General features: G+C 49.6%; 11 protein-coding genes. 9 read left to right on the plus strand and 2 right to left on the minus strand.

The window, feature by feature from the left end; translation table 11 throughout:
• Nucleotides 1-8: 8 nt before the first annotated feature.
• Entirely contained in the window at nt 9-1,976 is a 1,968-nt protein-coding gene (locus A10D4_RS09770; RefSeq protein ID WP_008489270.1) for an LTA synthase family protein, read from the minus strand.
• 186 nt (nt 1,977-2,162) lie between these two features.
• Here A10D4_RS09770 and A10D4_RS09775 point away from each other — a divergent pair, with 186 nt between their 5' ends.
• The 8 genes from A10D4_RS09775 (at nt 2,163) to A10D4_RS13685 (ending at nt 10,936) form a co-directional block, all read left to right on the plus strand.
• Nucleotides 2,163-2,840, plus strand: coding sequence for a response regulator transcription factor (locus tag A10D4_RS09775; protein ID WP_008489271.1), 678 nt, complete (start codon nt 2,163-2,165; stop codon nt 2,838-2,840).
• Nucleotides 2,837-4,231, plus strand: a complete 1,395-nt coding sequence (locus tag A10D4_RS09780; RefSeq protein WP_008489272.1) for a sensor histidine kinase — start codon at nt 2,837-2,839, stop codon at nt 4,229-4,231. Before A10D4_RS09775 ends, A10D4_RS09780 begins: the two co-directional genes overlap by 4 nt.
• 55 nt (nt 4,232-4,286) lie before the next feature.
• Entirely contained in the window at nt 4,287-4,838 is a 552-nt protein-coding gene (locus tag A10D4_RS09785; RefSeq protein WP_051002108.1) for an AAA family ATPase, read from the plus strand.
• A gap of 228 nt (nt 4,839-5,066) precedes the next feature.
• Nucleotides 5,067-6,014: a siderophore ABC transporter substrate-binding protein gene (locus A10D4_RS09790; protein WP_040502839.1), complete on the plus strand. Its 948-nt coding sequence runs from the start codon at nt 5,067-5,069 to the stop codon at nt 6,012-6,014.
• Between the two features lie 31 nt (nt 6,015-6,045).
• A complete protein-coding gene (locus A10D4_RS09795) occupies nt 6,046-7,017 on the plus strand; it encodes an ABC transporter permease (RefSeq protein ID WP_008489275.1) in 972 nt (323 codons plus the stop codon).
• The gene (locus A10D4_RS09800; protein ID WP_008489278.1) at nt 7,017-7,988 is read left to right on the plus strand and encodes an iron chelate uptake ABC transporter family permease subunit; all 972 of its coding nucleotides are present in this window, start codon (nt 7,017-7,019) and stop codon (nt 7,986-7,988) included. The genes A10D4_RS09795 and A10D4_RS09800 overlap by 1 nt, the downstream gene beginning before the upstream one ends.
• Nucleotides 7,985-8,743: an iron ABC transporter ATP-binding protein gene (locus tag A10D4_RS09805; protein WP_008489279.1), complete on the plus strand. Its 759-nt coding sequence runs from the start codon at nt 7,985-7,987 to the stop codon at nt 8,741-8,743. The genes A10D4_RS09800 and A10D4_RS09805 overlap by 4 nt, the downstream gene beginning before the upstream one ends.
• Before the next feature lie 81 nt (nt 8,744-8,824).
• Entirely contained in the window at nt 8,825-10,936 is a 2,112-nt protein-coding gene (locus tag A10D4_RS13685; RefSeq protein WP_051002109.1) for a sensor domain-containing diguanylate cyclase, read from the plus strand.
• Between the two features lie 12 nt (nt 10,937-10,948).
• Here the strand turns inward: A10D4_RS13685 and A10D4_RS09815 are convergent, their stop codons facing one another.
• Nucleotides 10,949-12,328 carry a YfcC family protein gene (locus A10D4_RS09815; protein ID WP_008489281.1) on the minus strand — a complete coding sequence of 460 codons (1,380 nt, stop codon included), beginning with the start codon at nt 12,326-12,328 and terminating at the stop codon, nt 10,949-10,951.
• 216 nt (nt 12,329-12,544) lie between these two features.
• Here A10D4_RS09815 and A10D4_RS09820 point away from each other — a divergent pair, with 216 nt between their 5' ends.
• The gene (locus tag A10D4_RS09820; protein WP_008489282.1) at nt 12,545-13,924 is read left to right on the plus strand and encodes a M28 family metallopeptidase; all 1,380 of its coding nucleotides are present in this window, start codon (nt 12,545-12,547) and stop codon (nt 13,922-13,924) included.
• Nucleotides 13,925-14,024: the final 100 nt, after the last annotated feature.

The following is a 14,024-nucleotide window of genomic DNA, read 5'->3' on the forward strand; positions in this document are numbered from 1 at the left end:
ATTATCATTTATTGCGCAACTAAGTGATAACGCTGTTGTTGATAAGCTAAAACGCTAAATAACGCATGCGCTAAGGCTTTCTGTGCTAACTGTTGGCGCACCTCTGTGATGGCGCTATCGGCAGATAACGGGGTTTGGACGCGTGCCGTTTTATCATACTGCCAATAGCTGACCTTATCGCCGGGTTGCAAAATCGCGACCCGGTCATTTTCGATATAGGCATAATTATCGTAATACTGCATCATGGCTCGCTCATTCGGATACTGTTTGGTTAGATCGCGGCCAACCATCGGCGTGGCGGCCTCTATGCCCATCAGCGATAACAATGTTACCGGCAGATCAATTTGGCTACTCAGCCGTGCATCACGTCGCGGAGCAATATCGGCATTGAGTATCAGCGCCGGAATATGAAATGACTTGATTGGCACCGGCTCAGATCCGTAAACGCGAACGTCGTGGTCGGCTACCACCAGGAAAATAGTGTTTTTCCAATAATCGCTCTGTTGTGCAGTGCTGATAAATTTACCTAGCGCAAAGTCGGCATAACTGATCGCTAAATCTCGGGCCGCATTATCGGTCTGATAGCCATCAGGCAGGCGCACTTTATCGACAGGAATATCAAATGGATCGTGGTTACTAGAAGTAAAAATCAACGAAAAAAACGGTTGCTGACGTTGCGCCAGTTGATTTAGCTCCTGATCAGCTTGCATAAATAAGTCTTCATCGCTAGCCCCCCAAGACGCAACAAACTGCGGTGATTTAATGTCGTTAGCGTCAACAATATCGTGAAAACCGTTGCCTAAAAAAAAGCTCTTCATATTGTCAAAATGGCTCTCACCACCGTAAATAAATTGCGTGCTATAACCCTCACGCTGCAGTAACTCCGCTAGCGTAAAAAACTGCTTTTGTGACTTAGACAACTTGACGACCGAACGCGATGGCGATGGCAAATAACCGCTAATCACCGCCTCAATACCTCTTACCGAACGGGTGCCAGTGGCATATAAATTGTCAAACCCCCAACCTTGCTGATAGAGCGCATCTAACGCCGGTGTAATACTGTCATGTTCAGCCTGCGGATTGAGTGCGCCAACAAAGCGAGCGCCTAAACTTTCTTCGAGCACAATCACTAAGTTCTTTTTCGGGCCGCGATAATAAGGCGGGTTACTCGCCAACGTGGGCACATCATCATTGATAAATTGCTCACGAAAAGCTTGCTCACGTACCGTCGCGATGACTTGCGCCTCAGGCAAATCGCCATAAAGCGCTTTTGCGCTACGCTCGTTAGTCATATTCTTAATGGCAAAGGCAACGCTATAAGGCGAATTCAGCGCCAGCGAGTTGACTAGCGCATCGTCAGAAAAATACACTAGCGCCGGGTTTAACGGCCGATGCTCTAAGGTCCCCCGAGCCAATCCGGCTAAGCCGATCAGCAAAACCAGCGCGACCGCCGTAGCAGTGGTACGCGACCCGACAGGCGCAACACTCGAGCGAGGCCAAAAACGTAGCAACAAGCAAAAACAAATAACGCTTAACAACAGGCTCGATAAGGTCGTCAGTAAGTGTCCCGAGAGTAACATTGAGGTCACTTCCCGTGGATAAGTTAAGTACTCAATGAACAAACGGTTGGGGCGTACGTCATATTGTTGAATGAAAGCCGGTGTCGCTAGCTCCATCAGCACCGCCAGCGTGACCACTAGCACCGCGTACGCTTTCACTAGATATGCGACTAATCGTGCACAGCGTTGTGGTAGCAATCCTTGTAATAGCATCAGCAGTAACAGTGGCAGACTTAAATAAGCGCAGGTACTCAGATCGATACGGACACCGCCGGCTACGATGCTGGCAAAATCATTAGCCGCTATACGCGGCATTAACCAGCCCATCAGCGCCAGCCGACTGACAAGGAAAACGCCGAATAGCGTAAGAAAAAATAAACCTAATGGACGGTAAAAGCGAAAGACTAAAAGACGCATAACCCCAGATCCGTCAAAAAAATTTTTTCAACGCTAGCGTCTGAAACTTAAGGTTAACTTAGGGAAAACTGAATAACGGCGTAATGTCATCTATATTCAGTCAATCTAAAGCAAATCTTAAGTTTCATTAGGTAGGCTATGCTGGATGTAAAAGTAATGGCTGTTAAAGGATTCGAAAATTAACTCATGAATGTGTTGCTAATAGAAGACTCGGCATCATTACGTCGTAGTTTGTCGGTGGGATTGAATAACCTAGGCTTCACCGTCGACGATACGGGTGACGGCTCACAAGGATTGAGCATGGCGCTGATGGGTGATTATGACGTTATCGTGCTTGATTTAATGTTACCGAATCTAGACGGACTCACCTTATTAAAAACATTACGCCGAGAAAACAAGGATACGAGAGTATTAATTTTATCGGCGAAATCTCAGCCAGAAGAACGCGTGCAAGGTCTGTTATCTGGCGCAGATGACTATATGAGTAAACCATTTTCTTTTGATGAACTGCATGCGCGTTTACTCTGTTTAAGCCGTCGCGGTACGTTAAAGTTAACTAGCGATGTAGTTTATTACGATAATTTCGCCCTAGACTTGCAACTCAAAACGTTCAACGCCAACAATCGTCAGATAGAACTAACCCCTAACGAATATAAAATCATCGAGTGCCTATTTACACACCAAAATAAAGTGATTACGCCGGAAAAACTCAGTACCTATATTAGCGGCAACTACGACAGCATATCGAAAAATGCTATCGAAGCGCACTTATCGGCTGCCCGAAAAAAAGTCAAAAAGCTGGGCTTCGAGCTGCCGATTAAAACTAAACGCGGTTTTGGTTACTGGATTGAGAGCCGTACATGAAGTCGATTCAAGGACGCTTAGTTCGCATACTGTCATATACCATTACGGCGGTTGTCGTCTTTATTTTGTTAACCGTTGATATTGCCGTCGACTCGTGGATAGACAGTCAATTCAATCGAGCCATGAAAAGTAAAGCGCGTATGCTGATGACACTAGTGGAAGACAATTCTGATGGTGTAAAGCTAGATTTTTCAGACAAATTCATGCCCGAGTTTGAGGGAAAAACCGAACCGGAATATTTCCAATTTTGGCTTAACGGTGAGCTCTATAAGCGGTCGGACAGTTTAGACTTATTCTCGGTCAAACAGCTGCCCTACCAAGACGTTGAATTGGATCAGTTTGTCATCCTAGAACACAAATTACCCGGCGGTCAGGATGGCCGCATTTTGTATACCAAGTTTGTGCCTGAGCGCGGCTCGGCATTAAACTCATCCCATCAGCACGCCGAGCAAACGTTAGTGGTCGCCTACGCTACCTCCGCCGAAGGACTGAACTTTATCCTTTGGCTGATCGATATTGCGTCGATCGTAACGGTCATTTCAGTGATTGTATTTATCCGTATTTTTGTGCGTAAGTCGGTCAGTTCGGGTTTATCGCCACTTAACCGTCTGAATGAACAGATTCAACGCCTGAGTCTGGCCAACAATAGTGCTCCGGTCACGCTAGATGAGCCGATAGCCGAGTTATTGCCCATCAAAGACAGTTTGAATCGTTTTATCGAAGAAAACCGACGACTTTATCAACGCGAAAAACGCTTAACCTCAGACATTTCGCATGAATTGAAAACGCCCATCACCGAGTTAATTAATTTGGCTGAAGTGGTCCTGCGTTTTCCCGACAAAAACACCTTAGCTGATGATCTAGCCCCCGAGGTCTTACGCATCAGTAATCGCTTGCGCCACATTGTGGCGAATGTCATGCTGCTACATAAATATGATAACGTTGCACTGCCACAAGATGACTCTGTAGCACTCGCGCAACTGCTATCTCAACTCGTCACTAACACACAGCATGCGACGCGTTTTGAGCTGCAACTCGACGACTCACAGCAAGTTCGTCGAACAAACCAATTTGCGTTAGAAACGATACTGACTAACTTACTAAACAATGCGTTAGTACACGGTAACGATAGCCGCCCGATTGTGATCAAAACCACCACCAATGTTGCTGGGAAAGCCGAAATCAGCGTTAGCAACGTCATCGACGAACCGTTGAGTGCGGTAGAATTGGCGCAGTTATTCGAGCCGCTTTGGCAAAAAGATGCTGCTCGTACCTCAAGTGAAAACTATGGCTTAGGATTAGCCATCGCCATGACCTTTGCTAACGCTATCGACGCGCAACTCAGCGTTACTCAGTCCCATCAGCATATACACTTCCGTTTGAGCTTATAGTCCGTGTGTCAGCGCGAAAGCGACAATATCCACCCACACTTTGCCCGAGGTTTTCATGATGAATAATACGCTGATCGTTGTCAGCGGCGGCCCGGGTGCCGGTAAAACCACCCTGATCGAGGCTTTGGCAGCTAGCGGTTATGCAACCCAGCCAGAAATAGCACGTGCGCTGATAGAGCAACAACTGCAGCAAGAGGGTGACGCCCTGCCCTGGCGCAACCGCTTGGCTTTTCGCGACGCGATGCTGACTCAAGAGATTGCTCGCTATCAACAGCTCGACGGGCAAGCACTTTGTTTTATCGATCGCAGTGTTATCGACGTCGCAGCTTATAGCGCTTTAGTCAACTTACCCAACAGCCAGCAACTTATCCATGCCTGCCAGCATTACCGCTACAACCCAACCGCTTTTCTACTGCCACCGTGGCGAGCCATCTATCAACAAGATCACGCCCGTAAACAAGATTTTGCTGAGGCCGAACGCACCTATCTACAGCTACAACAAAGCTATGCCGAGTATGGCTACCGCACCATCGCGGTGCCACCGGCACCGGTGGCGCGGCGCGTCGAATTTGTGTTAAGTCAGCTCAACCAACTGACAGCTAGTTAAAGCGATTCAAACCAAGGCTGAACATTTAAAAAGCTAGTGAGTTGCTGGTCGAATGCGCCAACGACGAGCTAATAAGACTTAGCCCCCTAACCATCAAGCATCACTTAACAGTGACTATGTAAACGCTAACTAGGCAAGCCCAGAACGGTCGTCTACCATAGGCAGTTGATAATGATTCCTATTTAAGTGGCTAGCCTAGGCTGCTAGCCCGTGACCAGCGAGGTAGTTATGTTCAAGCCGTCTGTCCGTTGTTTAGCTTGGTTGTTCGTTGCCGTCACCAGCGTCACGCTGGCAGCTTGTGATAACACCGCTCCTCCAGCAGCCAACGAGAGCGGCCGCACATTACAGCATGCGCAAGGACAGACCGTGTTACCCGAGCAGCCACAACGGGTCGCGGTGATGGATATGGCCGCATTAGACACGCTGACATTGCTAGACTTTGACATTGCGGCGGTACCGCAAAGCGGTGTCCCCTATCCCGATTTTATGCAGGGCTACAGCGAGCCGCGCTACACTGACGCGGGCACATTATTTGAACCCAACTTTGAACAGCTCAGCGCGCTCGATGCAGACGTCATTATCGTCGGTGGCCGTTCGCGAGAAGCTTATGCAGCACTGGCTGAATTGGCGCCCACAGTCGATTTATCGATTGATTTTGCTAATGTCTTCGACAGTCTGAAACGACAAACTCAACAGCTCGGCGAAGTTTTTCAACAACAACAAGCCGCCAGCGACTTGATCAGCCGCTTTGAGCAACGTGTTGCCGCAGTAAAAGCGCAAGTCCCCGAGCAACAAACAGCGTTGGTGGTGATGGTTGTCGGTGGTCGATTAGTCGCTTATGGGCCCGGTTCACGTTTTGGTTTTGTGTTTGACGCCCTAGGTTTTAATCCGGCAACCGCACTAGAAAGCCAGGGTTTACACGGCAACCCAATGTCGCCAGAGCTGATCCTGAACGCCAATCCCGATTGGTTGTTCGTCATCAGCCGCGATGTGGCTATTGGTGAGTCCGGTGCGAAAAGTGCTAAGCAGGTTTTAGACAACCAGCTGGTCGCGCAAAGCGAGGCCTGGCAAAAACAGCAAGTGCTGTATTTAAATTCAGGCGAAGTTTACTTGGCCGGTGGTATGCAAACCTACCTCAATGTGCTGGATGACATCGAACAAGCATTGCAACAATAGCTCCCGTTAACCAGCGATTACGTTGTTCGCGATGACCCGATCACGGCGTTTGGCCTATGCCGCCTTGGCCTTGCTATTACCGCTGTTAGTGCTGCTCAGTTTAGCCGCTGGCGGCCAGTGGCTAAATCCGCTTGGCTACTGGCAGCATGACGCCAGCGCCCAGCAGGTATTGCTGATCAGTCGTCTGCCGCGCACCCTTAGCCTACTTATCGCAGGCGCCGCAATGAGCATCGCTGGCGTGCTCATGCAGCTGCTGACGCAAAACCGTTATGTTGAACCAGCCACCGCTGGCACCATCGCATCAGCTAGCTTAGGCCTGCTGCTAACAGCGTTATTCTGGCCCAGTTCACCGCTATTGTTAAAGATGCTGATTGCCAGCTTATTTGCACTGCTTGGCAGCGCATTGTTTATTGCCATTATTCAACGCCTAAAATTGTTGTCGCCGTTATTGGTGCCAGTCATCGGCTTGATGTTGAGTGCAGTCATTGGTGCTTTGACTACCTTTATTGCGGTGCGTTTTGAATTGCTACAGGCGTTAAACGCATGGCTTAACGGCGATTTTTCCAGTGTCTTGCAGGGGCGTTATGAACTGCTCTGGTTAACCGCCGCTATCGCCTTGGTGATCTTCGTTGTCGCAGAGCGCTTTGCCGTTGCCGGTATGGGTTACGACGTTGCCACCAACTTAGGTTTAAACTATCACGCCACGCAAACGTTGGGCTTAGCGTTAGTCTCGGTCACCACCGCGGTGGTCGTTGTCGTCGTTGGCGCGCTGCCGTTTTTAGGCTTGATCGTACCTAACTTGATCAGCTTGGCCTATGGCGACCAGCTGCGCGCCAATCTGCCACTGATAGCGCTAACCGGGGCCGCCCTAACCATGGCTTGTGACATTCTTGGACGAGTCCTTATCGCGCCCTTCGAAATACCGGTTGGCACGTTACTGGGCGTTATCGGCGCCTTATTATTTTTGTGGGTGTTACGACAAACCCGAGAGGTCGCTCGCTGATGTCAACGCCTACGCAGCCGTTACCGCATCGTTGGAATCGACAGCTACTACTTTTACTGGCGCTATTGTTGCTCGGCGCCGCAGCTTTTATGAGTTGGCAACTACAAGGTAATTTAAGCTACGCGCTAAGCCGTCGCGGCTGGATGCTACTGACCATGCTACTGGTAGGTTGCGCCGCCGGACTATCGACGGTCATTTTTCAAACCATCAGTGCCAACCGCATATTAACGCCCACGGTGATGGGCTTTGATGCACTTTATGTGTTAATACAAACGCTCATCATGTTTACCGTTGGCGCCAACCATAGTCTAAGTCAGTCGCCGCTCATGCGCTTTAGCATCAGCGGCTCGCTGATGTGTTTGTTTGCCTGGTTGCTGTATCGGCGTCTGCTCGGCGGGCGTCAAGATTTACACCGATTATTATTAGTCGGGCTGGTGTTTGGCATGCTCTTCGCTAGCCTTTCGCAACTGCTACAACGAGTTATCGACCCCGGCGAATTTGATGTTTTGCAAAGTCGTTTGTTTGCACGGATAACGCTACCGGATAGTCGCTTGATAATACTCAGCAGCATGTTAATCGGCACCATTTCTATCTACTTATGGCGCCAACGTCACTGTTTAGATGCGCTAGCCCTTGGCCGTGAAGCAGCCATTAACCTTGGTATCAATTATCAACAGCAAGTCAGTCGAATGCTTATTGCGGTGTCGGTGCTGGTTGCCATCTCGACCGCACTCATTGGTCCGCTAACCTTTTTAGGATTTGTTGCGGCAACCTTGTCCTATCAATTAATGGCAAAACAAACGCACGCCCATTTACTTTTATCAGCCGCATTGATTGCTTGCTTAATGCTGGTGATTGGACAGTGGCTACTGACATACGGGCTGAATATGGCTGGCGTGTTGACGGTGGTGATTGAACTGCTCGGTGGCGGGCTATTTTTACTGACCTTATGGCGACGAGGACGGTTATGATTGAAGTACAACAATTACATAAACGCTACGCTGACGATGCGGTGCTGACAGATATCAACTTACGTATCGACAGCACCGGTGTGGTCGCCATTATAGGTCCTAACGGTGCCGGTAAATCGACGCTGTTAACGATCATGAGCCGCTTGCAGCAGCCTAGTCATGGTCGTGTGCGGTTAGATGGCGAAGACATCCATCAAATGCCGACTCGCCAGTTAGCACAACGATTAGCTATCTTGCGGCAAGAGAATCACTTTGTCAGTCGTTTGACTGTGCGCGAGTTAGTCAGTTTTGGACGCTATCCGCACAGTCAGGGCAAACTGCGACAGCGCGATTGGCAAAGCATTGAGCAAGCGCTTAGCTTTTTAGATTTATTACCGCTACAGCACCGTTACTTAGATCAATTATCCGGTGGCCAGCGGCAACGCGCTTACGTTGCCATGGTGTTATGCCAAGAAACTGACTACGTGCTGTTGGATGAACCTTTAAATAACTTAGACATTCATCACGCAGTATCAATGATGAAATTGATTCGCCGTGCCGCCGACGAACTCAAGCGCACCATCATCATCGTGATCCATGATATTAACTTTGCCGCCGCTTATGCCGACCAGATCATTGCCCTAAAAGATGGCCAAATTGCCTGTCAGGGCACGCCAACAGAGATCATGCGAACCTCGGTATTGTCACCCATTTTTAACCTGCCGATCACCATAGCGCCTTATGAAAAGCATCCATTGGCAGTATTTTATCGTTAATACACAACTACCTAACTAAACATCCGCAAAGCGCTGAAAGACTGTGAATTCGCTTCGCTCTGGTCTATTATCAACAACATAATGAACCCGTCAGCTGAGCGCATGCCATCATCACCGCATAACCAAACAGCAACCATCGATAGCCATAAACTCAGCGGCGACTGGCGTAATGTGATTAATGGCTTACCGACAGCCGTGTTGCTATTTGATCAGCAAGGCCGATTAGTACATGCCAACGACAGCGCCTCGACACTACCGTTATACAACGCATTGCAACAACCGTTGACATCCACTAGCGCGCTACAACAGTTACAACGACAATTACACAGTAACGACGGGCAGCCGTTTTCGTTACAGCCGACAGACGCTTCTCCTGTCAACCATCGACAACTATACAGTCAGCGCCAGCAAGGCCAGCGCGACTACTACAGCCTGCACGCACAGCGCGTCGTCGCCAATGCGGGGCAACCGCCACTGCTGATGGTGTCGCTACAGGATATTACCGAACAAATCAGCAACGATCAGCTGCGCCGTGAAGAACGCGAGCGCTTATCCTTTATTATCGAAGGCACCCGAGCCGGCACTTGGGAATGGGATATGCGCAATAACACCATGCAACTGAACGATCGCTGGGCGAATATGTTAGGTTACCAATTGGCCGAATTGTTGCCGTTAACAGCGCAAACCTGGGAGCGGTTTATCCATCCCGATGACTTGGTCATGTCGAATCAGCTCATTGAACAGTTAATCGCTGGGGAAATCGAATTTTACGACTGCGAAGTGCGCCTTAAACATCGCGCTGGACACTGGATCTGGGTACAAGATCGTGGCCAAATTAGTCGTCGTGACAGCAATGGTACGCCGCTGTCGATGAGTGGCACACACATTGAAGTGACCGAACGCAAGCTTGCTCAACAACGTTTGCAAGGCTTGGCCAAATCCATTCCTGGCGTGATTTATCAATATCGACGTCGAGCCGACGGCAGTACCCACTTTCCCTTTGTCAGTGAAGGCGTTCGCGATATTTATCAATTAACGCCGGCACAAATCGCCGAAGACGCCAGTCATGTGATCAGCCGTATCCATCCTGATGACTTGCAATTAGTGGCCGATACTATTGAACAATCTGCGCAAACACTCCAGCGCTGGAGTTGCGAATACCGCACTCAAATCGATGGCGAAATAGAATGGTTGTCAGGCGTAGCCAACCCCTCTCGCGAAGACGATGGCAGCATCGTTTGGCACGGGATCATTACCAACATCAGCGAGCGCAAGCTGTTGGAGCAACAATTTTGGTTAAACCGCGAACGCTTACAAATGGCGCAGGACGTGGCGCAGCTCGGTTATTGGGATATGCGCTTAGACACCGGGGTCATTTACTGGTCGGATATTTTGTTTGATATTTATCAACGCCCGCGCGATTTAACGCCGCCCTCGATGGATGATTATTTACGGTATTTGCATCCAGCCGATTTAAACGACTTTCTGGCCTATCGCAAAACCGTCAACGACCTGCATTGGCACGATATTGAACATCGCGTGTGCTTACCCAATGGCGAAATACGCTGGTTAGCGCAGCGCTCAAAATATGCGCGCAATAGCCAAGGCGAGCGTATCATCATGGGCACTACGCAAGACATTACCGACCGTAAACATCTGGAAGAGCGGTTGCGCGAACAGGTCAACCAAGATGCTCTCACCGGCCTTTTTAACCGCCGTTATTTTATGCTGCAACTGCAACAATTATTGAGCAGTAGTCGGGATCAACAACAGTCCTTTGCGTTACTGATGCTAGACCTTGATCACTTTAAACAAATCAATGACAACTATGGTCATTTGGCCGGTGACCAAGTATTGCAGCATTTCGCTATGTTACTACAACAGCTCGTTTCAGTTGAGACAAATGCCAACAGCAACGCCACCATAGCTCGCTTAGGTGGCGAAGAGTTCGCGATCCTGGTCAACCAGCTCAGCAGCCAGCAGGCGGCCGCATTAGCTGAGCGAATCGTTAGCGAATTAGGCGCTCAGCCGGTGAGCGTTGACGACAATCAACACATCGCCGTCACCACCAGTATCGGTGTCTGCCTTAATCACCGCGATATAGATAGCGCCAGCGATATGCTTAGCCGTGCCGATAAAGCGCTATACACCGCCAAACACAATGGTCGTAACCGTTACGAAATGTATCGTTAACGCATAAACCCATTAGTAGCCGATCAGCACCGCAACAATGAGTGCCAACGCACACACCACTAACAGCTTCAACATCAGCGGCGCGATAAAACGAAACCATTTGCCGTAGGGTATACCTGCAATCCCCAGAATCCCCATCAATACCGGATTAGTCGGTACAATCATATTCATAAAGCCGTCACCCATCTGGAACGCCAGCACCGAAACTTGGCGGCTTACTCCCACTAAATCACCAATGGGGACCATGATCGGCATGGTCGCAAAAGCTTGCCCACTGCCCGATGGAATAAAGAAGTTAAGCGTCGACTGGATCAATAACATCCCCACCGCCGCGACTTCGGCGCCGACATGCTGCAGCGGCGTCGCCAAATAGAAAATAATGGTATGTAACACCTGCCCGTCTTCTAATAACAAGGCAATGCCTCGGGCAAAGCCGACCAACAGCGCGGTAGCCGTCAACTGCGCGGCACCCTCAATAAAGCTATTGCCAATATCATCGCCCGCCATACGGGCAATGACAGCCGTGACAATACCCAATCCTAAAAACAGGGCGCTGAGTTCGACTAAATACCAGTCGTAAACTTTGATTCCGTAAACCAATATCGCCAGCGTTGCAGCAAACGCCAATAGCACCAACTTGTGCGTCCAAGTCAACGCAGGGAACTGCGATTGTGGCTCACTATCGTCAGCATTGGCAGGCATTAACGATTGGCTCGGGTCTGCTTGAACCTTGCGCGCATATCGCCAAACATGATGAAAACCCACGGCAAATACCGGCACCAATAACAGCAAGCGGTACCACATGCCCGAGGTTGGCGGCACTTCGGCAATACTCTGCGCGATCAAAACGGTAAACGGATTCACCACCGATAAACCATAACCGACACCATAACCCACCACTAGAATCCCCATGGCAACAATGGCATCCAGCTTCAGTGCACGGCATAGCGCAACCAAAAGACCGACGAAAACCACGTATTCGGCCGCCATACCGATTAAGCTAGAAAACACACCAAAGACAAACATACCGCCAAAAATCAGACCGTTAATGCGCCCAGCGAAAGTACGCAGTAACGCACCAATAGCGGCATCTAGGGTGCCCGTTTTACGAATAATCCCCAGCACCCCGCCAATCAAAAAGACGAAGAAAATCACCGCCTGAGCCTCGGCCAGCGCGCGAGGGATAACGGTCAATACCGACCACGGCGGTAACTTATCGACGTTATCTAGAGTCTGATAGGTGCCAGGCACAACCACCTGTTGTCCAGCCGCGTTTATGCTGCGTTGATATTCACCCGCCGGGATCACCCAAGTCAGTATTAGCGCCATAACGATCATGGCAAACATTAAGATCAAGGTGTGCGGAACACGTATGCGGAAAGTCTGTTTCATCATCAATCCCATCAAAGCACTGTTGTTATTATTAGCGAGTTTTTAACTGCACTTTTAATTAAGTATTAAGCTAATTGAGCGTAACCATCTATGTTACCCGAATTTCACCATAGAGCGTCATTTTTACGCCGCCTAACGTGTTTTATTTGACCCTAATAAGCTTCACTTCCTATAGTCGCTAAACCACCATAACAATAATTCGGGGAGTCCCTCAGTATGAAAGCATTTAGCTTCACCCTGTCAGTCGGCGCGATGTTACTGGCGACAGCAAGCGCGCAAGCCGCTAGCGACAACATTGACTATCAAGATCAGGCACAATTGCATGACATCGCCGCGGCAGTTTCAGCCGATCATATTGAGCGAGATATTCGTAAATTGGTCGGTTTTGGTACCCGTCATACCTTATCTGAAACCGAATCTGATACTCGTGGCATTGGCGCGGCACGGCGTTGGATAAAGGCCGAGTTTGAACAAATTTCAGCGGACTGTGGCGGTTGTTTAGAGGTATTTTATGTCAGCGACACCATCAGCGGTGAACCGCGTATTCCGAATGCCACCGAGGTGGTCAGTGTGGTGGCCATTCAGCGTGGACAAACCGATCCTGAGCGTTACGTGTTAATGTCGGGCGATATCGATTCGCGTGTTAGCGACGTTATGGATTTCACCTCGGACGCTCCGGGCGCCAACGATAATGCGTCGGGCGTTGCCGGTACCTTGGAAGCTGCCCGTGTCCTCAGCCAATATAAATTCAACGGCTCGATTGTCTATGCCGCGCTAGCCGGTGAGGAGCAAGGCTTATTCGGCGGCAAAATTTTAGCGGCTAAAGCACAGCAAGATAACTGGCGCTTAAAGGCGGTGCTGAACAACGATATGATCGGTAACATTGAGGGTATCAACGGTGTTATCGATAACACCACAGTACGCGTTTTTGCCGAGGGTACACGCGTCACCGAAACCGCCGACGAAGCTAGAAAGCGTCGTTTTACTGGCGGCGAGGTGGACTCTCCATCGCGTAATTTGGCTCGTTATATCGACTGGATGGCCGATCGTTATGTTGCTAATTTAGACGCCATGGTGATTTACCGCTTAGATCGCTTCGGTCGTGGTGGCCATCACCGCCCATTCAATGATTTGGGTTATCCGGGCGTGCGCATCATGGAAACCAACGAGAACTATAACCGCCAACATCAAGACTTACGCACCGAAAACGGTATCAACTACGGCGATACCATCGATGGCGTGAATTTTGATTACGCCGCTAAGTTAACCGCCCTTAACGCGGTTACGCTAGCATCCATGGCGTGGGCCCCTAACCCACCGGCAAACGTTGATATCAAAGGCGCAGTTTCGGCTGATACCACACTGTCTTGGGATATTGGCAATGGCAACAGCGACGATGTCGCCGGTTATAAAGTCTACTGGCGGGCTACCGATGCGCCGAACTGGCAGCACAGCCGTTTTGTCGGTAACGTCAATCAATACACGCTGAAAAATATCGTCATTGACAACTACTTTTTTGGTGTCGCCAGCGTCAGTAAAGAGGGTTTTGAGAGTCCCGTTGTCTATCCCGGAGCGGCGGGTTCTTTTGGCCAATAATAACGGCGTTATAGCTGCCGCTGCAGCACTGATCCAAACGCGTTAAAAAGCTGTAAATTCTAAGCTAAGCAATTGAGCCAGCACGTTAACTTTGCTAGCG

Source organism: Idiomarina xiamenensis 10-D-4 (assembly GCF_000299895.1).
Taxonomy (GTDB): Bacteria; Pseudomonadota; Gammaproteobacteria; order Enterobacterales; family Alteromonadaceae; genus Idiomarina; species Idiomarina xiamenensis.